General features: G+C 65.8%; 21 protein-coding genes. 14 read left to right on the forward strand and 7 right to left on the reverse strand.

From position 1 onward, the window contains the following. Positions 1–9: 9 nt before the first annotated feature. The 6 genes from ACSC1R_RS04110 to ACSC1R_RS04135 all read left to right on the forward strand — a co-directional run bounded on the left by ACSC1R_RS04110 (position 10) and on the right by ACSC1R_RS04135 (position 6853). A complete protein-coding gene (locus ACSC1R_RS04110) occupies positions 10–4029 on the forward strand; it encodes an LAGLIDADG family homing endonuclease (protein WP_439027803.1) in 4020 nt (1339 codons plus the stop codon). Then, positions 4029–4304, forward strand: coding sequence for a DUF7854 family protein (locus tag ACSC1R_RS04115; RefSeq protein WP_439027804.1), 276 nt, complete (start codon positions 4029–4031; stop codon positions 4302–4304). Before ACSC1R_RS04110 ends, ACSC1R_RS04115 begins: the two co-directional genes overlap by 1 nt. Before the next feature lie 69 nt (positions 4305–4373). Then, positions 4374–4712, forward strand: a complete 339-nt coding sequence (locus ACSC1R_RS04120; RefSeq protein ID WP_439027805.1) for a DUF7855 family protein — start codon at positions 4374–4376, stop codon at positions 4710–4712. Continuing rightward, complete coding sequence (locus ACSC1R_RS04125) at positions 4709–5617, forward strand: DUF7856 family protein (RefSeq protein ID WP_439027806.1); 909 nt, start codon at positions 4709–4711, stop codon at positions 5615–5617. The genes ACSC1R_RS04120 and ACSC1R_RS04125 overlap by 4 nt, the downstream gene beginning before the upstream one ends. A gap of 25 nt (positions 5618–5642) precedes the next feature. Further along, entirely contained in the window at positions 5643–6179 is a 537-nt protein-coding gene (locus tag ACSC1R_RS04130; RefSeq protein WP_439027807.1) for a DUF7857 domain-containing protein, read from the forward strand. Beyond that, positions 6176–6853, forward strand: coding sequence for a nucleotide-binding protein (locus ACSC1R_RS04135; protein ID WP_439027808.1), 678 nt, complete (start codon positions 6176–6178; stop codon positions 6851–6853). The genes ACSC1R_RS04130 and ACSC1R_RS04135 overlap by 4 nt, the downstream gene beginning before the upstream one ends. On the opposite strand, the gene ACSC1R_RS04140 is transcribed toward ACSC1R_RS04135, so the two are convergent. Beyond that, positions 6837–7712 (reverse strand): transcription initiation factor IIB, encoded by an 876-nt coding sequence (locus ACSC1R_RS04140; protein WP_439027809.1) that lies wholly within the window; start codon positions 7710–7712, stop codon positions 6837–6839. The two genes, ACSC1R_RS04135 and ACSC1R_RS04140, sit on opposite strands and share 17 nt — an antisense overlap. 258 nt (positions 7713–7970) lie before the next feature. Between ACSC1R_RS04140 and ACSC1R_RS04145 the strand changes: the two genes are divergently transcribed. Further along, entirely contained in the window at positions 7971–8486 is a 516-nt protein-coding gene (locus ACSC1R_RS04145) for a DUF7858 family protein (protein ID WP_439027810.1), read from the forward strand. 6 nt (positions 8487–8492) lie between these two features. On the opposite strand, the gene ACSC1R_RS04150 is transcribed toward ACSC1R_RS04145, so the two are convergent. After that, on the reverse strand, positions 8493–8882 hold the full coding sequence (locus ACSC1R_RS04150) for a pyridoxamine 5'-phosphate oxidase family protein (protein ID WP_439027811.1): 390 nt from the start codon (positions 8880–8882) through the stop codon (positions 8493–8495). Between the two features lie 210 nt (positions 8883–9092). On the opposite strand from ACSC1R_RS04150, the gene ACSC1R_RS04155 reads away from it, so the two are divergent. The 5 genes from ACSC1R_RS04155 (at position 9093) to ACSC1R_RS04175 (ending at position 15143) form a co-directional block, all read left to right on the forward strand. Beyond that, entirely contained in the window at positions 9093–10310 is a 1218-nt protein-coding gene (locus tag ACSC1R_RS04155) for a substrate-binding domain-containing protein (protein ID WP_439027812.1), read from the forward strand. A gap of 94 nt (positions 10311–10404) precedes the next feature. After that, positions 10405–11526 (forward strand): phosphate ABC transporter permease subunit PstC, encoded by a 1122-nt coding sequence (gene pstC, locus ACSC1R_RS04160; protein ID WP_439027813.1) that lies wholly within the window; start codon positions 10405–10407, stop codon positions 11524–11526. Further along, on the forward strand, positions 11526–13136 hold the full coding sequence (gene pstA / locus ACSC1R_RS04165) for a phosphate ABC transporter permease PstA (RefSeq protein WP_439027814.1): 1611 nt from the start codon (positions 11526–11528) through the stop codon (positions 13134–13136). Before pstC ends, pstA begins: the two co-directional genes overlap by 1 nt. Beyond that, entirely contained in the window at positions 13133–14047 is a 915-nt protein-coding gene (pstB, locus tag ACSC1R_RS04170) for a phosphate ABC transporter ATP-binding protein PstB (RefSeq protein WP_439027815.1), read from the forward strand. The genes pstA and pstB overlap by 4 nt, the downstream gene beginning before the upstream one ends. 67 nt (positions 14048–14114) lie before the next feature. Beyond that, positions 14115–15143: an AbrB/MazE/SpoVT family DNA-binding domain-containing protein gene (locus tag ACSC1R_RS04175; RefSeq protein WP_439027816.1), complete on the forward strand. Its 1029-nt coding sequence runs from the start codon at positions 14115–14117 to the stop codon at positions 15141–15143. A gap of 98 nt (positions 15144–15241) precedes the next feature. Here the strand turns inward: ACSC1R_RS04175 and ACSC1R_RS04180 are convergent, their stop codons facing one another. Beyond that, entirely contained in the window at positions 15242–16201 is a 960-nt protein-coding gene (locus tag ACSC1R_RS04180; protein ID WP_439027817.1) for a halo transducer protein, read from the reverse strand. Between the two features lie 128 nt (positions 16202–16329). Beyond that, positions 16330–17085: a ParA family protein gene (locus tag ACSC1R_RS04185; RefSeq protein ID WP_439027818.1), complete on the reverse strand. Its 756-nt coding sequence runs from the start codon at positions 17083–17085 to the stop codon at positions 16330–16332. Positions 17086–17487: 402 nt separating this feature from the next. Between ACSC1R_RS04185 and ACSC1R_RS04190 the strand changes: the two genes are divergently transcribed. Next, the gene (locus ACSC1R_RS04190; RefSeq protein WP_439027819.1) at positions 17488–19389 is read left to right on the forward strand and encodes a PKD domain-containing protein; all 1902 of its coding nucleotides are present in this window, start codon (positions 17488–17490) and stop codon (positions 19387–19389) included. Between the two features lie 16 nt (positions 19390–19405). On the opposite strand, the gene ACSC1R_RS04195 is transcribed toward ACSC1R_RS04190, so the two are convergent. Continuing rightward, positions 19406–19831, reverse strand: a complete 426-nt coding sequence (locus ACSC1R_RS04195; protein WP_439027820.1) for an HIT family protein — start codon at positions 19829–19831, stop codon at positions 19406–19408. Positions 19832–19921: 90 nt separating this feature from the next. Between ACSC1R_RS04195 and ACSC1R_RS04200 the strand changes: the two genes are divergently transcribed. After that, on the forward strand, positions 19922–20761 hold the full coding sequence (locus tag ACSC1R_RS04200; protein ID WP_439027821.1) for an amidohydrolase family protein: 840 nt from the start codon (positions 19922–19924) through the stop codon (positions 20759–20761). Here ACSC1R_RS04200 and ACSC1R_RS04205 read toward each other — a convergent pair. After that, positions 20748–21128 carry a dehydratase gene (locus ACSC1R_RS04205; protein ID WP_439027822.1) on the reverse strand — a complete coding sequence of 127 codons (381 nt, stop codon included), beginning with the start codon at positions 21126–21128 and terminating at the stop codon, positions 20748–20750. The genes ACSC1R_RS04200 and ACSC1R_RS04205 overlap by 14 nt on opposite strands. Before the next feature lie 51 nt (positions 21129–21179). After that, complete coding sequence (locus tag ACSC1R_RS04210) at positions 21180–21809, reverse strand: uracil-DNA glycosylase (RefSeq protein WP_439027823.1); 630 nt, start codon at positions 21807–21809, stop codon at positions 21180–21182. Position 21810: the final 1 nt, after the last annotated feature.

A 21810-nucleotide genomic window follows, 5' to 3' on the forward strand; every position in this document is an offset into this window, starting at 1 on the left:
TCTGGTCCAATGGCTCAAGGGGACAACGCCGAACTCGTCGACGCGTTTCTGGAGTTCTATCGTGACTACTATCGCGACGAAATCGGGGAGCTCGCACGCAAATACCCCAACGAGAAGCGCTCGCTCTACCTCGACTGGAACGACCTCTTCCAGTACGACTCCGACCTCGCCGACGACTACCGCAACCAGCCCGAACAGCTCCAGGAGTACGCCGAGGAGGCGCTGCGCCTCTACGACCTCCCGGTCGACGTGAGCCTCGGGCAGGCCCACGTCCGCATCTTCCCGCTGCCGGACAGCACCGAGATCCGTGACCTTCGCTCTCGGCACGTCAACACCCTCGTCACGGTCCGCGGCATCGTCCGCAAAGCGACCGACGTCAAGTCCAAGATGGAGGTCGCCGCCTTCGAGTGCCAGCGCTGTGGCACCCTCACCCGCATCCCACAGTCGACCGGCACCTTCCAGGAACCCCACGAATGCCAGGGCTGTGAACGACAGGGGCCGTTCATCCTCAACCACGACCAGTCCGAGTTCATCGACGCCCAGAAACTGCGCGTCCAGGAGTCCCCCGAAGGCCTGCGCGGCGGCGAGACGCCACAGGCCATCGACATCCACATCGAAGACGACATCACCGGCGAAGTCACCCCCGGCGACCACGTCGCCGGCACCGGCATCCTCCGCCTCGAACAGCAGGGCAACCAGCAGGAGAAGTCGCCCATCTTCGACCACTACATGGAGGGTGTCTCGGTGAAGGTCGACGAAGAGCAGTTCGAGGACATGGAGATAACCGAGGAAGACAAGAAAGAGATCGTCTCCCTCTCGAACGAGCCCGACATCTACGAGCAGATGGTCGGCTCCATCGCCCCCTCCATCTTCGGCTACGAACAGGAGAAGCTCGCGATGATGCTCCAGCTGTTCTCCGGCGTCACCAAGCACCTCCCCGACGGCTCCCGGATTCGTGGCGACCTGCACATGCTGCTGATAGGGGACCCGGGCACGGGTAAATCTCAAATGTTAGGATATATCCAGAATATTGCACCTCGCTCGGTGTATACGTCTGGGAAAGGTAGCTCCAGCGCCGGCCTTACTGCTGCAGCTGTGAGAGATGACTTCGGCGACGGCCAGCAGTGGACCCTCGAAGCCGGCGCACTCGTGCTCGCTGACCAGGGAATCGCAGCAGTGGACGAGCTCGACAAGATGCGATGCGTGACCGGGGACAGTCTGGTTCATCTCGGAGATGGTCGAATTTCCAGAATCCGCGACCTCGCCCATGAAGTGGCAAATTACGGTGAAATAGAAGAATTAGACAAGGGGAGGACTATTCGTGGTGGCGACCTCGAAGCCTGGACGATGGACGAAGACGGGTCTCTCGTTCGCCGTCCGATTACGGCGATTCATGAGTACGACGCCCCGGACGAGTTAACCGAAGTAATTCTGGAAACTGGAGAGCGGTTGACGGCGACCGACGACCACCCGTTCTTCGTGCTGGAAGACGGCGAACGTGTCGAGCGCGCTGCGGTGGAACTCGAAGCGGGTGACTGGACGTACGTTCCGCGTGAGATTCCATCGGAGTTCACGGATGGCGGTGCCGTGACAGCAGAATCGCCTTCTTCGCTTCCAGAGAATTCGGTTACTCCTGCACTCGGTGCGGTACTCGGGTACCTTGCCGGCGATGGGAATCTCTACTACGACCGGGACGCGGGTGTGTATGGAATCCGATTCACGAACGCTGAAGCAGAGCTTCTCACCGACTTCGAGCGCGTCTGTGAAGCCGCATTCGACGCGTCTTCAGTTCGCCCCCCGAGTGAGCAGCGCGACGACGGTGTCGAGACGGTCCGATTACCGGGCAAGAGCCACGCCGACGACGTAATCACCGCTGGGATGAATCTGGAGACGTACGACGGGAAACGTCTCCCCGAATCCGTGACTGAAGCATCTCGGGAGACGAAGGCCGCGTTCGTCCGTGCACTCGCCGACAGCGAAGCATCGGTTGGCGAACGCCACGTCCGTATCCATTCCGCAAGCTACGAACTCCTCATGGGAGTGAAACACCTCCTGTTAGAGTTCGGAATCACGAGTCAGCTAGAGAAGCGTGAACGTTCTGAGAGTGATAGACTCGACCTGCACGTCCTGACGATTACCGACGCGACTTCATTGAGCCGGTTCCACGACAGGATTGGGTTCACGCTGACCAGAAAACAGGAGTCCCTGCAAGCTGTTGTCGGGCGGGTGTCTGGAGACCGAACGATTCTCAACGTTATTCCGAACTGTGGCTCGGTGCTGAAAGACGCCCGAACGTCACTCAGACTGTACCAGTCCGAGTGTGGGATCGACGACGCGACGTACTGCAACTTCGAGAAGGAAGATGCGAACATCTCGATTCGACTGTCTCGGACGGTCCTCCGAAGGTTCGAGACCAGACGTACCACCGCGAAGCAAGACCTCGATGGAGTAGCGGATGTGGAGTGGAGTGACCTCGCTCTCCTCAAGAGCCGCTATCACGTCTCACAGGCGGAGCTCGCGGAAGGAACAGTATTCTCCCAACAGCAGATTTCGTCCAGATGGGGAGACAGCGAGTCTCTGAAAGAGACACTCAGGGACCGTCTTGTGGAGATCATCACCTCCGTCGCAGAGACTGACCTCACCACGCTCAGCAATCTCGTTCGAGGAAACGTGAAGTGGCGACGTGTTACGTCCGTCGACAGAGTTTCAGCGACCGATGAAGACGATAAAATCGCACTCCTCAAAGAAGGAATCGCTGAGACGCTCGGCTGTTCGAGTGAGGAAGCAATCGAGCAGGCGAAGCAGGTACTCTCGACGGACCCCAGCGAGGCAACAGACTGGGAAACCCTGCGAACGGAGTTGGGCCGTTACGGTATCTCGTTCCAGACCATTGCCTCCGACCTCAGCGTCGCTGGGTCTACAGTCTCGCGCTGGTTCAGCGAGACAGTCCAGACAGACAGGTTCGATGAGGTCAGGGAGAGAGCTATCTCGAGGATCAAGACGATTCGAGCTGAACTCAGAGAGAAACTCAACGAGATTGAGGCTCGACGGGGTGCGAAAGTCTACGACCTCACCGTCGAAGGCACCCACAACTTCGTCGCGAACGGGATGGTCGTCCACAACTCCGAGGACCGCTCCGCCATGCACGAGGCCCTCGAACAGCAGAAGATCTCGGTCTCGAAGGCGGGCATCAACGCGACACTCAAGTCCCGCTGTTCGCTCCTCGGCGCGGCGAACCCCAAGTACGGTAGGTTCGACCAGTACGAGCCCATCGGTGAGCAGATAGAGCTGGAGCCGGCACTCATCTCGCGGTTCGACCTCATCTTCACGGTGACGGACAACCCGAACCCGGAGAAGGACCGCGACCTCGCGGACCACATCCTGAACACGAACTACGCGGGCGAGTTGCACACGCAGCGCAACCACATGACGAACCACGACGTGAGCGACGAGGAGGTCGCCGCGATGACCGAGAACGTCGACCCGGACATCGACGCGGACCTGGTGCGGAAGTACATCGCGTACGCGAAGCAGAACTGCTACCCGCGGATGACCGAGGAGGCGCGGGAAGCCATCCGGGAGTTCTACGTGGACCTGCGCTCGAAGGGGCAAGACGAGGACGCCCCGGTGCCGGTGACGGCCCGAAAGCTGGAGGCGCTGGTGCGGCTGTCGGAGGCGTCGGCGCGGATGCGACTCTCGGATACGGTCGAGGAGTCCGACGCGGAGCGCGTCATCACCATCGTGCGCGAGTGCCTGCAGAACATCGGGGTGGACCCGGAAACCGGTGAGTTCGACGCGGACGTCATCGAGACCGGCCAGTCCAAGAGTCAGCGCGACCGCATCAAGAACCTCAAGGCCCTCATCAGCGACATCGAGGAGGACTACGACGAGGGCGCGCCCGTCGAGGTCGTGTTAGAGCGGGCCGACGAGATCGGCATGGACCAGTCGAAGGCGGAACACGAGATAGAGAAGTTGAAACAGAAAGGCGAGGTGTACGAGCCACGCACCGACCACCTGCGGACGACCTGATGGACCGAATCTCTGCCATCCGGAACGTCGAGGAGGTCCTCGGCGAGTTCGAGCGCGGCGAGGTCGGCCTCGCCGGGCTGGAGCAACGCGTGCAGGCCATCCTGCGGACGTACGTCAGTGAGTTCGACGTGCCCGACCTCGCGGTGTATCACGTACAGGGGGACGAGCGCGGGGTGGTAGTCGTCGCGGCAGGGCCGAACGAGGCCAGAGAACGGGCCCGGGCGCTGTGGACGGATGCGCCGGAAGTGCTCGACGTGGAGCGCGTCTCGGAGTGAGGCCTCGGCGGCGGTTCGGTTCCGGCTGTCGACCGAACACTATTTTACACCATATTTTCAACGAATATTGTGTTCCTCGTCATCACCTATTCGAAGGCGGCGCGACAGACGCTCCGCAACGTCTGTAACACGCACGAGGACGTGGTCGTGCGACGGTTCGGACGGGCAGCGTTGTTCGAGGCGACCGAGTTCGGGGCGTTCTGTGCGCTGCGACTGCGGAGGAAGTACGGGACCGACGTGCAGGTCGAACAGACGGAACCGCTGAACGAGTTCGAGTCACGGTTCGAGCGCGCTCGGCGGGCCGCGGCGGCGTTCGAGGGGCGGGACTCACCGTACACGCCGTACGCGAAGTTCGCAGCGGGCACGGAGCATCCGTCACCCCACACGATGCGAGACCGAGAGCTGTGACGGTGCCGAACGGACCGCAAGCCGGCGCGGGGGACGGGACGACGACGGTCGTCGGAGACGGCTGGGTCCGGCCGGGACGGGCGATAGACCTTCGGGACAGGGACCTCCAGCCGGCGGCTCTCGCGGCCGCTATCCGGGGCGAAACGGTCGAGGGGCTCTCGGTCCATGCACCCACGCCGGGGCCGGTCCACGAACACGTCGCGCTCGTCGGCCCGGAGATGGGATTCTCGCTCCGGCAAGCGCTGGCCGCAGTCGCCCGGGCACGGGGCATGGAACCGCCGCAATCGGGAGAGCTCCGGGAGGTCGAAGCCGCGCTGGGCGAGCGCGACGAGCCGACGGTCGACCTCGAAACCGCCCGGCGCCAGGTCGCCGACGCGAGCGCCGAGGAGGACCGGCTTCGCGAGCAGGTCGCCACGCTCCAGGGCGAACTGCGGGCGCGGCGAGAGGTCGATGCACGGACCGACGAGACCGAGACAGCGCTGCGCGACACGCTGCTGGAACTGACCGACGTGGAGACGGGACGCATCGCCGCCGAACAGACGCTGGCGCAGGTCCGTCGGACCGTCCGGGCGAGTCGTGACGACCGCGAGCGGACGCTCCGGCTGGTCGACCGGCGGGACAACCTGCGGCGGCAGGCGGCGCAGTGGCTGGCGACCCAGGTGACCGACGAGTTCGTCGTGGCAGTCGACGCGATTCCGAACGGTGCCGGAGACCGCGACGACGAGGGGATGCCGGGGTCCACGACGCTGACACCTCCGGCGAACTTCGACGGCGACCCGGTGACCGCCGCGCTCGCCGTCGTTCGGCTGGCACCACTCCACGCGCCGGTCGTCCTCACCTGCGACCGGTTCGACTCGCCAGCCCACGCCGCCCGGGTGCTCGACGCCCCCGTCGTCATCGTTTAAATCCGAACGGGCGACCAGACTGGCCATGGTCGAACTACACGTCGAGACGGACAGACGGGAGTGCGTGACGTTCGTGGCGGCGACGGTCGCGAACGACGGGACGAGACCGCGCGAAGTGACGCTCACGACGGCCCTGGAGACGGTGTGGCCGCCGCGCCGACAGGGCCTCCCCGAGGCAGGGTGGGAAGACGGCTCGGTGACGCTGGTGGTCCCGGCGAGAGGGGTCCGCGGGGTCGGCTTCGCCAGCCCCGACGCGCCGGAGTCGGTGTCGGACGGGGCATCGCTCGTGTCGGTCCTCGCCGCCGAACCGACCACGCCCGCAGAGCGGACACTCCCACACTCGGCCGCTGGTCTGGTCCGGACGCTCGGCGACCCGACACCGCCGGGTGACGTCGTGCCGGCACCCCGGCGTTCCGAACCGTCGCAGACCCCCCCGCGAGCCGTCACTGCGTGGCTCGACGCGCTCGAAGCCCGTGACGAGACGACCGACCGAGACCGCGAGCGAGTCGAGGCGGTCGCCGACCGGACACGGCGGCTGGCGGCGGACATGGAGGCGCGATGAGGCTCGCCGTCACGGGCGGCAAGGGCGGCGTAGGGAAGTCGACGGTCGCGTACAACCTCGGGGCCGCGACCGGTGCAGTGGTAGTCGACGGGGACCTCGGGATGGCCGACCTCCCGGTGTCCCGGGGGCCAGACCTCCACGACGTGCTTGCGGGCCGGGCGACTCCCGTCGAAGCGGTTCGGGAGGACGGCCCCGTCAGGCTGCTCCCGTGTGGCCGGAGCCTTGCCGGTGCCCGCGCCGCCGACGTGACCGAACTCGTGCGGACCGTCGCCGCGGTCGAACAGGCCTACGGCGACGTCGTCATCGACTGCCCGGCTGGACTCGCCGCCGACGCGGGCATCCCCCTGCTGGTCGCGGACCGGTCGGTGCTGGTCGCGCTCCCCGACGCCTTCGCGCTCCCCGACGCGTTGCGGACGCGAGCACTGGCACGGGAGTTAGACGCGGGGATGGCACAGGTCGTGCTCAACAGGGCCGGAGAGAAGCCTCCGGTGGCGGCCGTCGAGCGGGCCCTCGGGGCTCCCGTCACGTCGATTCCCGAGTGCGACGTGGTCCGGCGGGCCGGGCGGATGGGGCGGCCGGTTCGCGCACTGGAGCCCGACGGCCCTGTGGCGGCCGCGTTCGACGAACTCGCGGCGGCGGTCGTGCCGCGGCGAGGGCCTACTCGTCGTCGGTGACAGCGTAGAACGCAGAGCGGACGGTCACCGTCGAGACGTCTGCGACCTCGGCGGCTTCGGCTTGCGTCAGGTCGACGTTCTCCCGTCTCGCGGCGGTGTACAGGCACCCGGCGGCGAATCCGCCCGGGTTCCGGCCCGAGGCGAGCCCGTCGTCGAGCGCCGCGGCCACGAGTTCCCGGGCGCGACGTTCGACCGACCGCGGGAGGTCGAGTTCGGTCGCGAAGCGAGCCAGGTACTCCCGGGGGTCGATGGGGCCGGTGGGCAGGCCGAGGTCGCGGTTCATGGCGTCGTAGGCGACCTGCAGTTCCGCCTCGTCGGCTCGTGAGACGGCGACGACTTCGTCGGTCGTCCGCGAGATGGACCGGACCCGGCAGGTGGCGTACACGGCAGCCGCCGCGAAGCCCTCGATGGACCGTCCACGGAGCAGGTCCTCGTTCTGGGCGGACTCGAACAGGGTACAGGCCTGCTCGCGGATGCTCCGCGGGAGCGAGAGCGACCCGACGATACGGCGGATCTCTGTGAAGCCGTACACCTTGTTACGGTCCGTTTTGGTCGCGATTCGAGCCCGGTTGTGCTGGCGGCGGAGTCGCGTGAGTGTCCGACGCTTTCGTCCCGTGAGTCGGGTGTCCGAATCGCCGTACCCTATCTCGGTCGAGAGCCCGCGGTCGTGTCGAGACCGCGTGAGCGGTGCACCAGTCCGCTTACCCGACGCCTCCCCCTCGGAGAACGACCGCCACTCCGGCCCGCGGTCGATTCGGTCCGCGCCGACGACCAGCCCGCACTCGCCACAGATGGTCTCGTCGCGGTCACGTTCGAGGGCGCTACTGCACTCCGGACAGCTCTGCATCGCTTTGCTCATACTCGGAACTACGCGCCGAGAGGTTATTTAAACGAGAGACGGTTCCGAGGAAAACGGCCGACGACGGGGCCAGCAAGCAACCGGTAACCGGTCGGTTCTGCTGTGCGTCGGAGTCCGGAGTGAAAGTACTCATGCGAACTAGAATTTCGGAGAAAATCGAGAGAGGAAGCAGTGGCGATATTCTGTTTCGACTCGAAACGAAGGGGTTCGGCTGGCGAACCACTCCATTTTTATTTCATTGGGATAGAAGAGGTAGCAATGGCGCTGTCGGACATCGCCGACGGGTTGTGTGTGACGACGGAGCAGCGCGACCGCGGCATCGCGTCCAGTGACGAGACGGACCGGACGCTCACGGAGCGACTGGTGGAGTACGAGGCCGACCTCCCCTGCGGTGCCGAGGCCGCGGCGACCGTCGTCGACGCCTACGCCGGTGGCGCAGCCATCGACGCGGCCGGGCACGAGGCTGGCGTCGCACCCATGGTCGCCGCGAAGGTGTTACACCTGCTCGGACTGGACGGCGTCTCGCCGCTGGCCCCACAGGGTCGGCGTATCGTCCGCGACTGGATAGATGCTAGAGTTTCACGTGCGGACGCCCGTGCACTCACGGGCGCAGGCGAAACAGAGTTCGCACTCGCCGCGTTCGTCGAGACACACGACACGCTCCCCGGTGCCGAAGACGTGGTGACCGGTGCACTCTCGCAGTCGGGCAACGCGGCAGTCCACAAGCGCGACGCGCTGGCGGAGACGATGCGCGGTGCGGACGACTTCCTCTGAGTCGCGTCAGTACGTCCGCAGGCTCGCCGAACCGACCGCGATACGCACCAGTGTGTTCTCCTGCCAGGCGTCCGCGGGCATCCCGTACCGGCGATTGATTCTGGCGTTCACGTCCTCGGTTTCGGCCGGGTCGTCGACGACCGTCGCGGTGCCCCGCAGGGTGACCGTCCACTCGGGGACGCCCGCTGTCTCGGCGCTGACGGCCAGCGACACCCGCGGGTTCTCCCGGATGTTCGCCAGTTTTCGGCCCGTGGTGACGATTTCGACCACCCCGTCGTCGTAGCGGTACCAGACGGGAGCCACGTGCGGCCGGTTTCCGGCACAGGTCGAGAGGTAGGCGACGCGAGGTGGCTCGCTCGTGAGACGGGTTTCGATGTCAGGAGGGACCGTGGTCATGGTATAGATACGTGCTGGACGAGGAAGACGGCGGTTCCGACGCCACGCGCCCGGCGTGGACGCACTGGTCCGCAATTCTATATATCGGTCAATACCCGTTAGAGAGGACTATTAGTGGTTTGTACCCCCCGATATGGGACTATTCTATTATGTGTCGTAGTAGACACCTATTATAAACTGGTTTTATTAGGCTCACGTAGATTTCGGGTGATGACGCAAGACTCGAAGCGTCTGGCTGACGGGGTATCACGGCGCAAGTTCCTGATGACATCTGGTGCGGTCGGCGCAGCAGGTCTCGCTGGCTGTACGGGAGAGAGTGACAGCGGGAGCGAGGACACCGAGACGCCCGCCTCCAACGACGACACCAACAACGAGAACTCCGGGGAGGACACCAGCGGCGACAGCTCGGGCGACGAGTCCGAGAGCATGGACACGTCGATGCTGACCGCCGAAGGGTCCTCGACGGTCTACCCCATCTCCAACAAGGGGAGCTCCTACTGGAACTCCAACGCGCCGTCGAGCGACGGCGAGTACTGGGGTGCGAACGACGAAACCTCCGTCCCTGGCTGGGACGAGCTCAAGAGCAACGGCGCAGAGGGCATGCGCCTCGCCGACTACTTCGCGAGCCTCTACGGCTTCGAGCCGACGGGCCAGCAGGCTGGCCCGCCGTTCGCGACCAGCATCGGTCTGAGCCACTCCGGTACCGGCTGTAAGTCCGTCCGCGACGGCCTCGTCGACATCGGTAACTCCTCCGGTCCCATCACGGCCGAACTCGGTATCTCCGAGTCCGAGCGCGACGAGAAGTACGTCGACCACGTCGTCGGCCGTGACGGCCAGCCCGTCTTCGTGAGCCAGGCCATCTACGACGCCGGTGTCGAGCAGCTCACCGGCGAGGAAGTCCGCGGCATCTACCAGGGCGACATCCAGAACTGGAGCGAAGTCGGCGGCCCCGACGAGGAGATCTTCGTGGTCGGCCGCGCCGAGGGCTCCGGGACGGACACTTCCTTCCGCCTCAACATGCTCGGCGACGCCGAGGCACCGATGGAAGTCGACACCCGGAAGGGCCAGAACCAGCAGGTCAAGACGGTCCTCCAGCAGAACGACAACGCCATCGGCTACATGGCGCTCGCGTTCCAGGGTTCGGGCATCGCCCCGATCGCCATCGAGTTCGAGGGCACGCTCTTCGAGCCGAGCAAGGACGCGGAGAACACCATCTTCGACTCCGCGTACCCGCTCAACCGTGACCTCCACATGTACACGACCATCACCGACGAGACGCCGAAGGGCACGGACATGCGTGAGGCCGCGTTCATCAACATGCACCTGACCACGTTCGGCCAGAAGGTCTTCGTCGAGGGTGTCGAGTACATCCCGCTCCCGACGAAGGACATCGAGAAGGAAAAGAGCAAGCTGCCGAGCCAGGCGTAATCTGCCTGTCTCCGGTCGCCCCGTAGTACCGTACTTTCGAACGTGACGCGATTCGTACCCGTCTCATACTATTTCGATACGTGAAACCGATACAATGACTGAATCCGATTCAACAGGATGGCAGACGTCCATCCAGCATCGGCTGGCCGACGTCCGTGAGGTCGTCGACGAGACAGAACCACCCGTGCTCGCGGCAGGCATCATCGGCCTGGTGAGCCTGCTTGGCGCACTGGCCGGCTTCATCGTGATGTCCCCGTGGACGGCCGTCGCGGTCCTCGTCTTCGTGCTGACCGTCGGGTACGGGTGGGTCAGGCATCAGCCCGTGACCGCACACGCAGTGACGCTGACGATGACGGCTTCGACGATACTGATACTCGGCCTCATCACGGTGTTCATCTTCCTCGAGGCGTGGCCGATGCTGGAGAGTGCGACCGGGACGCTGTTCGGCATCCCCGTCCCCGGTCTCGAACTGTTCACCCGGACCGAGTGGGACCCCGTGAGCACGAAGACGTTCTCGATGGTCCCGATGATTCACGGGACGGTCATGGTGACCATCATCGCGACGCTGGTCGCCGGGCCGCTCGGGGTCGCAACCGCACTGTTCATCAGCGAGATCGCCCCGCCGACGGTCCGTGAACTCGTCAAGCCCGGCATCGAGATTCTCGCCGGTATCCCCTCCATCGTGTACGGGTTCATCGGGTTCACCATCCTCAGCCCCTGGGCGTCGGACGCGTTCGACCTCAACGGTCAGGGTACGTACCTGTTCGTGGGCCTCGTCGTCGGCCTGATGGCGCTCCCGACGGTCGTCTCGGTCGCCGAGGACGCGCTCAACAGCGTCCCCGAGTCGATGAAAAGCGGGTCGCTCGCGCTCGGGACGACCGACTGGCAGACGATGACGACTATCACCCTGCCGGCGGCGTTCTCCGGCGTCTCGGCGGCAGTCCTGCTCGGCGTCGGCCGCGCCATCGGCGAGACGATGGCCGCCACGGTGATGCTCCGGAACTCGCCGGACATCGCCGAACCACTGTACAACGTCTTCTACGGGTACGAGACGCTCACGTCACTCATCGCGTCGCGCTACGGTGACGCCCACGGCCTGCAGTTCAACGCCCTGTTCGTGGCCGGCGTCATCCTGTTCATCACGGTGCTGTTCCTCAGTATCGGCTCGCAGTACATCGAGGCGCGCATGCAGCGCAACCTCGGGGGGAACGAATAATGAGTACGCTCAACAGGTCCAAGCTGGTTCGTGACGGCACGTCGACGGTCGAACTCATCGCTGGTGCGACGGTCGGACTCGCCGCCATCGTCTTCGCACTCGGTCTGGCTGCACTGTTCGGGCTCCTGCCCGTCACCGAGCCCGTCGTCGGCCTCCCGATGGCTGTCCTCCTCGGTGGGCTACTCACTGTCACCGGGCTGCTCGTCGTCGGCTTCGGCGTGGCCTCGTACCTCGAGTTCGTCGAGACGAATCCGCTCCCGAGTGCGGGCCTCGTCGCGGCGACCGCGTTCTCGGGCGTCTGGTTCGTCATCGGTGGCCTGTTCGGGTCCCAGACGCTCGGGTTCGGGTTCATCGGCTGGCTAATCGTCGCCCTGTTCACGGGCGGTGGCGCGTTCTTGACGACGGTGCTCCCCCGCGAGGACCTCGGCTCGACGCTGCCCGCGGGTGCACTGTCCATCTTCGCCGGACTCGTCTTCCTCACCGGACTCATCGGCCCGGAGTGGTCGTGGGAACCCATCGGCCTCAACGCGGTGTTCTTCTACGACATCGTCGCCCCGGTCGTCGTCCTGTTCTGCGCGCTCTACGTGGGCTGGGCGGCGGCGAAAGCCTACGGCGGGTTCGGTGCCCGCGGTCGCCACCTGGGCGCACACGTCCTCATCTACCTGACCGTCACGTCCATCATCCTGATACTCGTCGGCCTCGTGGTGTTCGTGGTCGTCAAGGGCCTGCCGGGCGTCACGAAGGGTATCGAGGTCGGCCTCGGCGTCGGTCCCTCCTCGACCATCGCCCTGTTCGGCTTCAGCTACACCATCGTCTGGCCCGTCTCCTGGCCGATGGTGATGAACGGCGTGGCGCTGCTCAACGACTACAACGGCGTCCTCCCGGCCATCGTCGGCACCATCTGGCTGGTCATCGGCTCAGTCCTCTTCGCCGTCCCGCTCGGCGTCGGTACCGCCATCTTCCTGAGCGAGTACGCCGAAGAAGGCCGGTTCACCAAGGTCGTCGAGGTCGCGACCAACGCGCTCTGGAGTACGCCCAGCATCGTCTTCGGGCTGTTCGGCTTCGCGTTCCTCGTCCCCCGCTTCGGCGGGCAAAAGTCGCTGCTCTCGGGGATGCTCACGCTCGGGTTCATGCTGCTCCCGCTCGTGGTCATCACGAGTCGCGAAGCGATGCTCGCCGTCCCCGACGAGTACCGCGACGGGAGCGCCGCACTCGGCGTCACGAAGTGGCAGACAATCCGAAGCGTCGTCCTGCCGGCCGCCGTGCCCGGCATCGTCACCGGTATCATCCTCGGTGTCGGTCGCATCGCCGGCGAGACGGCACCCATCCTGCTGACGATGGCTGGCGGGACGTTCCTCCCGGGGAGCCAGACAGCCGACGTCATCGGCGGCTTCGAGTTCATCACCTCACCGCCGTTCGTCCAGAACCCCGAACTCCTGCAGGCGACCAGCGCACTCCCCTACCAGCTGTACGCGATCATCACGGCCGGGCTCACCAGCGCCAAGATAGACGCGTGGGGGCTCGCACTCGTGCTTCTCGCTATCGTCCTCTCGTTCTACGCCATCGGCATCGCCACGAGATACTACTTCCGCAAGAAACTGAACCAATGACCGAAACCGAAACCCTCACCGAAGACTCGGAACAGCACGACACCACGTCGTCCACGACGACGTCGGGCGAGACAGCAGAGGAGGTCCAGGACGAGTGGACCGTCTACGAGTCCGACAGCGACACGAAGCTGTCCGTCCGCGATCTGGACGTCCACTACGGAGACGACCACGCGCTCAAGAGCGTCTCGATGGACATTCCCGAAAAGAGCGTCACGGCACTCATCGGCCCCTCGGGCTGTGGGAAGTCGACGTTCCTCCGGTGTCTCAACCGGATGAACGACCGCATCAAGGCCGCCAGCATCGACGGCTCGGTCGAACTCGACGGCCAGGAAATCTACCAGGACGACGTGAACCTGGTGGAACTTCGCAAGCGCGTCGGGATGGTGTTCCAGAACCCGAACCCGTTCCCGAAGTCCATCCGCGACAACATCGCCTACGGCCCGCGCAAGCACGGCGACCTCGAGACCGGTCTCATCGCGCGAATGACCGGGCGAGCGACGCCCGAGAAGGAACTCGACCTGGTCCAGCGCTCGCTCGAACAGGCCGCGCTCTGGGAGGAAGTCAGCGACCGGCTCGACGACAGCGCCCTCGGCCTCTCCGGCGGCCAGCAACAGCGCCTGTGTATCGCACGCTGTCTCGCCGTCGACCCCGAGGTCATCCTGATGGACGAGCCTGCGAGCGCGCTCGACCCCATCGCGACCTCGAAGATAGAGGAACTCATCGAACAGCTCGCCGAGGAGTACACGGTCGTCATCGTCACACACAACATGCAGCAGGCGGCCCGCATCTCCGACCAGACCGCGGTGTTCCTCACCGGTGGTGAACTCGTCGAGTACGATTCCACCGAGAAGATATTCGAGGACCCGGAGAGCCAGCGCGTCGAGGACTACATCACCGGCAAGTTCGGGTGACCAGTCGTGTCACCTGACGTGGCGTGGTATCGGGCGAGCGAACGCGTTTTCGACCGACGTTAGCGAGATGGAGACACGCAAACTACAGACAGTCGGCGGCGGCACGTACACCGTCTCGATTCCCAAGGACTGGGCCCGGGAGAACGCCCTCGAGGCGGGGACCGAGGTCCACCTCTTCACCCACGCGGACGGCTCGATAATCGTCCGGAGTTCGGACCGTGACAACGGGAATCTGACGCGAGCAAGCATCGAAATCGACGGCGACGACCCCGAACTCGTGACGCGGGCACTCGGGGCCGCACACGCCATCGGATTCGAGACGGTGACGTTGACGCCACTCGAATCGTTCACCGACGAACAACGACGCGCCGTCCGGTCGCTAGTCGGCGACCTCGTGGGGACAGAGCTACTGGTCGAAGAACCCGAGGAGCTGACCGTCCAGAACCTGCTCGACGCCTCGGACGTCTCCATCCGGCAGTCCGTCGTCCAGCTCCAGTTCGTCGCGCTCTCGGTCCACCGGACGGCGATGCGGGCGTTCACGGGTGCCAGAGACGACGTGCACGACCAGCTCAGAGAACGCGGTGACGACGTCGACCGCCTCTCCGGGATGATAGCTCGCCACTTCAACCGCTCGTTGATATCGCTCGGTGAGGTCGACCGACTCGGCATCTCCCGCCCGGAGATGTTCGACTACCACGACACCGCTCGACAGCTCGAACGGGTATCCGAGACGGGTGTCGAACTCGCCCGCGTCGGCGACACCCTCCCGGAGCCGGTACCCGACGAGGTCGCGTCCGACGTCGAACGACTCGCCGACGACGCCCGACAGGTAGTCGACGACGCGACGACGGCCGTGCTGAAAGGGGACGAAGTCGAGAAGGCGCACGCGGCACTGGACAGACGAGACGACACGCTCGCCGACATCGAATCGATGGAGCAGGCACTCTTCGACGCGTCGCTGGAGTCGGCGGACCTGTCGGCGACGGAGAGCTGTGCACTCGTTCGCGGGCTCGACAGCCTCGCCCGGACCGCCGAATGCGGCGGCACCATCGCCGACGTGGCAGTGCGGGCCAGCACCCGGGCGGAGAACCTGTGACCGTCGCTACGCGGTGACTGTTGACCGTCGCTACTCGGTGACTGTTCGGACACTGTTCTCGACGAACCGATTCGAGGGAGAGACCGACTGCGGGCCGTCTAGCTGTGTGCTTCGACCAGCGACCGGTGCTCCGACAGCACTCGCTCCACCTCACCCCACGGGACCGGTGGCTCGAACTGCTCGAACGTCGATTCGAGGGAGTCGAGCGGGTCCTCGAAGCGTTCACGCCATCGCGCTCGCGACACGTCGTCGAGTCGCTCGCCGATGGTGGTGTGTCTGTCGTCCAGGTCGTCGAGCTCGGCTTCGATCCCGGGAGCGCGTTCGTCGCGGTCCAGGTCCTCGCGGTCGGCCCACGTCTCGATGTCGTCGAACGCCTGCCGGAGGTCGGCCACCACGAGCCCTAACACCTGGTGCTGGAACGTCGCGTCGACCCACACGCCCGCGTCGTCGTCGGTCCAGTCGCGGTCGAGCGAGGTCGCCAGATCGGCGAGTTGCTCGCCAGCGACCTCGACCTCTTCGTCGAGTTTGCGGTAGCGGACGGGCTGACTCCCGACCCACTTCTCGAAGTCCTCGATGTCGAGTTTCAGGTCGTCCGCTGCCTGCTGGGCGTCGTTCGCCGCGGCGGTGATGCGCCGGACCTCGCTCGCTATCTCGTAGATGTCGCCCTGGTCTCCCTGTTGGCCGACGGCAGCCTGCAGTTCGGGACCCAGTTCGGCGGTTCGTTCTTCGACCGCCGACAGCCGCGCCTCGAACCCGTCGAGGCGTGCCTGAACGCTGTCGAGGTCGGTCACGTGACTCGCCGTCTCGCGGGCCGCGGCGAGGTCTCTCGCGGCGAGTTCGACGCGGGTCTCGGGCGTGGCGACGACCTTCGACACCTGCCCGAGCGCGTCGTCGACGGCGTCCCGTGTCACGACACCGTCCTCGGCGACGGTTTCGAGCGTCCGGCGAACCTCGTCTCTGTCACGCGAACTGTCCTGCTCGACGACCGCCGTCACGGCCTCGTCGACCGGCTTCCCGGCGAGGTCGGCGGTGACGGATTCACTACCCTCTTCGCTCATACGCGACAGTTACCGAGAAAGCGGGTTATAGCTTCTGTAAGTCCCGTATGCAGTGGTACGGACACGACCAGAGCCCACAATAGCGATATGTAGTTTCGGGTCGGGGTGAGGGCAGAATCTCGGGACGGTCAGAACCGCGAGGCGAGCCGACGTCGCAGGCCGCCCCGGGGGAACTCGACGTCCAACTGGGTGTTGAAGACCGCCTCTGCGGACGTAGCCACGGTCTGGGCGAACGGGCCGATCTCCCCGGCGACGCACACCGGTGCGCCAGCGACGTCGGTCACCTCGCTCTCCGGGATGGCCACGTCGGCCGAATCGACCGGGTGGCCGTCGAGGTCGGTGACCCGGTTCACGAGGACGCGGTCCACACTCGTCCCGATGTCTTCGAGACGGTCCTCGGCTCGCCGGAGCGTGTCGACGCCGCGCTTCGACGGCGGGACGACCACCGCGACCCGGTCTGCCGCGTTGACCGCAGCGATGGAGGGATTGTCCGCCACGGGTGGCGTGTCGACGAGCACGTGGTCGTAGCTCTCGGTCGCACGGCGGATTATCTCACCGAAGCGGTCGGCGGCGTCGCCGGACTTCGCACGAGCGAACCGTTCGAGCGAGGCGTAGGCAGGACACACCACGACCCTCCCCGGCGTGTCGATACCGAGGTCTATCAGGGCCGCGCGCTGGTGGACCGTGTCGTCGGTCAGCAAGCGCGTGACGTCGATGTCGATGCGGCCGTGGACGAAATGGCTGAGCCCCTGCGTGGCGAACGAGGCGTCGAAAACGGCCACGCTTCGGCCGTCGCGGGCCAGCGTCGCCGCGAGTTCGACGGTGAGGCGCGTCGCGCCAGCGCCACCGGTCGCACCGACGATAGCGGCGGAGTGTTCTGACATACAAATTCCTGTGCCGTATTCGGTTAAAAAATGTGTGGAAGCGCCATTCTGGACGCGGCTGTCTCCGGTGGACAAGGTGGCGGGACGGACCGAAGCCACAGCCCCTCCAGAGACCGGTGGCGGTCGACACCAGTCCTCCCGGGACCGCGAGAAAGCCGAGGCTACGTCCCCACTCGTTATCGCGGCAGTAACCCCGAGACGGACTGGCGAGGCGATGTTCACCGTGTACGTCCGAACCAGCAGTGCATCCGAAACCACCGGCGTAATGGAGCGTTTCATCCGGATTCAGTGATTTAGCGCCTAATTTACGAAGAGTAACGACGCGTGTCTTACGGGTGTAATGGTAGCCAGGTTATCCAGCCGGTCGACCGGCCGGCTTCGAACGCGAGGTGCGTCACCGTGATGCCACGCGAGCGAGGAAAGATCGTCGCGGTCGTCCTCGTCCTCACCGTCACGGTCGGCGCCGTGGGCGTGATGCTCACACAGTCGAACGGACCCGCCGCCGACACCGGCGTGCAGAAAGACAGTGCCTCCACCACGTCCGAGAGTCCGGACGGGACGGCCGCGCCGGCGGCCGAGACAGGCAGTGCCGACGAGGGAACGGTGTCACAGATGCAAGCCGCAGGCGAGCTCGTAACGCCCGAACGCGACGTCGAAGCGGGCGAAACCGTCGAACTCGCAGGCGCTGACACGTCGGAGGGCGACGACCTCTCGTACTCGTGGACGCAGACCGACGGGCCGTCCGTCTCACTCGAGCAGAACGACGGCGCGAGGGCCTCGTTCGACGCCCCCGAGGTCGACACGTCGACCACGCTCACGTTCCGTCTCACCGTCTCGAACGGTGAGGAGACGGACAGCACGACGGTCACCGTCACGGTCGAACCGACGAACCAGAACCGTGCACCGTCGGCGGACGCCGGTGACGACCGGACCACCGAGGGCGGCCAGACGGTCGACCTCGCAGGGACCGCGACCGACCCGGACGGTGACAGCGTGACGGTCGAGTGGCGACAGACCAGCGGTCCGAGCGCCGAACTGACCGGGAAGGATACGGCGAACCCTGGCGTCACCGTCCCCGAGGTCGAAGAGCCGACGACGCTCTCGTTCGAACTGTCCGCCTCGGACGGCCAGACGACTGCGACCGACACCGTCACGCTCACCGTCGAACCGTCGAACCAGGCACCGACGGTGAGCGCCGGGTCGAACGTTTCCGTCAGAGAAGGCCACGGCGCGGCGCTCAACGCGTCCGCGACGACCGACCCGGACGGTGACGACCTGACGTACTCGTGGAACCAGACGAGCGGTCGGACCGTCGACCTGCACGACGCCGACACCGCGACGCCGTGGTTCGACGCGCACAGGACCGCCGGCGACGAGACGCTCACGTTCGAGCTCACGGTCTCCGACGGACAGACGAACGTGACCGACACGGTCACCGTCACGATCGAGGAGACCGACAGCGTCCCGGAGCAACAAGAACCCGCGAACGGTGCGCCGACCGCGGACGCTGGTGACGACGTGTCCGTCGAGGCAGGAACCTCTGTCGAGCTCGCCGGGTCGAACTCGTCGGACCCCGACGGCGACACCCTCACCTACACCTGGGCCCAGACGTCTGGCCCCGAGGTCACCCTCGAGACCGGTGACGCCTCCGGAGCGTCGTTCGCTGCCCCGGACGTGACCGAAGCGACGACGCTGACGTTCGAACTGACCGTAGCCGACGGGAACGGCGGCACGGATACCGATACCGTGACCGTGCAGGTCGAGCCGGCCGAGTCGTCCACCCAGACCTACTCGCGAGACGAGATTTCGAAGGCGAAGTACTACCTGTACTTCGACGAACTGAGCGACGAGTCGGCAGTCCACATCGAAGAGTTCTACCTCCGCCAGCCGTTCACCGGTGACATGCAGCCCGGCGACGTGCAGACTCGCGGCGAGCTGGCCGAAGCACGCTACGGGATGGCGTTCGACGAACTCGGTCGCGACCAGGCGCTCACGGTCCAGCGGACGTTCGACGCCCAGTTCGGTGACACCGGCGGTGACGCGACCGACAGCCTCGACGAACTCAGCGAAGCGGTGTTCGGGGCCAACTTCAGCGCGATAGACAACGAGTCGGCGGTCCAGATACAGGAGCTGTACGACCGACAGCCGTTCGCAGACGGTGTCTCACCCGAGACCGTCCGAACGCGTGACGAAATAGCACAGGAGGAGTTCGGCACGGCTCTCTCCGCGTTGAGCAATGCGGACCGGCTGGAGGTCGAACGGCTCTACGACGCCCAGTTCGTCGACGAGGAGGAGAACGACTGAAGACGGTCTTCGACCGTCACTCCATCGCCGCGCCGATTTTTTCTTCGATATCGTCGAGTTCGTCGTCGGATAGCTCGCCCGGTCCGTCGAACAGCGCGTGAATCGGCCCGTGCCCGTCGTCGTCGAACCGCGGGACGATGTGCGCGTGGACGTGCGGGACCTCCTGGCCCGCGGCCTCGCCGTTGTTGAACGCGACCGTCGAGCCGTCGGCGTCGACCGCGTCCTCGACCACCGGGACGAGTTCGTGGAGGGCGCTGAAGACGGCCGCGCCCTCGTCGGCCGGCAGGTCGCCGAGCGTCTCGTGGTGCGCTTTCGGGATGACGAGCGTGTGCCCGGGCGCGAGGGGATTCACGTCGAGGAACGCGAAGGCGTGCTCGTCCTCGTAGACAGTGCGGCTCGGGATATCGCCAGCGACGATCTGGCAGAAGATGCAGTCGTCCATGTGCGGGGTGACTCGCGGGCGCGGTATCAAGGTTTCCCGGGGAGCCAGAACGGGACAACCCTCATTGTCACAGCCGCGGCAATACCACACATGCCCTTCGCCCCCGCGACCGACGCCCACGTCCACCTCATGCCCGACCGGCTGATGGCCGCCATCCGCGACGCCCTCTCGCGGGACCTCGGCTGGACCATCGACCACCCGACGGAGCGGACCGCCATGGAATCGGTCCTGCGCCAGCAGGGGGTCGAGCGGTATCTCGCGCTTCCGTACGCCCACGAGCCGGGGATGGCCGCGAAACTGAACGAGTGGGTGCTAGAGCAAACCGGGAAGTCGGAGATGGCGGTCCCCTTCGCGACGGTCCATCCCGAAGACGACGTGCGCCACGTGGTCCGGGACGCCCTGAACGGTGGGGCTCGTGGACTCAAGCTCCAGTGCCCGGTGCAAGACGCCGCACCGAACGACCCGCGGCTGGACCCGGCGTTCGAACTCTGTGCCGAGTACAGTCGACCGGTCCTGTTGCATGCCGGGCGGGCCCCGAACTTCGAGAAGTCTGACGCGGTCGGCCTCGGGCCGTTCCGCGAGTTCGTCGCCTCCTACCCCGAGGTGCGGGTCTGCTGTGCGCACATGGGCGCACCGGACACCGATGGGTTCGTCGCGGAGGCCCGCGCCCACGAGCAGGTATTTCTGGACACCTCGGTCGCCATGTCAGCCGCAGTTCCCGAGAACATGGACTTCGACCCGGCGAGCGTCGAGAACTCGGTGTTCGAGGAGCTAGCAGGCTCCATCATGTACGGCTCGGACTACCCGAACGTCCCCTACGAGTACGCGAACGAGCGCGAGCACCTGCTGTCGCGGGGGCTCTCGGACGAGGCACTGGAGGGGCTGTTCCGCGGGGCGGCGGACCGTTTCCTCGGGACTACTTCAGGATGACGCCCGCGACCTCCGCCCGCAGGACGACCTCGCCGGACTCGTCGCGGCAGACCGCCCGCGCCGACAGCGAGTAGCGGTCGTCGTGTTCGGTGACGTGCTCGAACCGCCAGCGGCAGGTGACCTCCTCACCGGTGTACACCGGGCGGGGGAACTCGAAGTCCATCTGGCTGGCGAGGACGTCGTAGTCGCCACCGATTTTCGTGGGCAGGGTCGCCGTCAGGAGGCCGTGGACGAGCAGGCGGCCGTCGTCGTCCTGCTCGACGTGGTGACTGCCCTCGTCCTTCGAAAGCGTCGCGAAGTCTCGGACCTCCTCACGGGTGAAGGTTCGAGCGAAGGTATCCGTATCTCCGGACTCGGGGACTTGCACACGCAAGGGTGAGGAACGGAGCGACAAAAGTCCCCGTCCCGACGACCCCCGTCACTCGACCAGCTGGTCCAGTTCGTCGCCCAGTGCAGCCACGTACCCCGTCGGCTCGTAGCCGAGCCGGGAGACCCACACGTCCTGATACGAGGGGTGCAGGATGGGAAGGACGGCACAACCGAGTGCCGGGGAGTCGACCGGCTCCAGCACCGAGTCGAGGAAGCCGTCGAGGTCGCGGTCGTCGAACGCGAAGACGGTTTCAGTCGCGTGTTTCCCGGTCGGGATGACCACGGCCGGGTCGAGACGGGCGAGTTCGTCGTCGAGGTGAGAACGACAGTTCGCGAGTTCGTCGGCGGTGGGCTCGCGGTTCGTCTCGCCACCCTCGGCGGCGGGGAAGCACTTCACGGCGTTCGTGTAGTAGGCGTCGGGATAGCCTGCGGTGGCGAACAGGTCCCGCACCCGCCGCCCGGAGTGCCGGGAGGTGTACGCCAGTCCGGTCAGGTTGCCGCCCCGCCAGCGCTCGGCCTCGGGGTCACCGGCCGCGGGTGCCTCGCCGACGACGACCACGTCGGCCTCTCGGGGGCCGTTACCCCACGCGATTCGCTGTCTGCACTCGACGAGTTGGGGGCAACGAGAGCAGCCCGACTCGACGACGAACCGGTCGTCGGCGTCGGGGACGGGTCCCATC

The sequence above is a fragment of the Haloarchaeobius ordinarius genome (assembly GCF_051801355.1).
GTDB lineage: Archaea > Halobacteriota > Halobacteria > Halobacteriales > Natrialbaceae > Haloarchaeobius.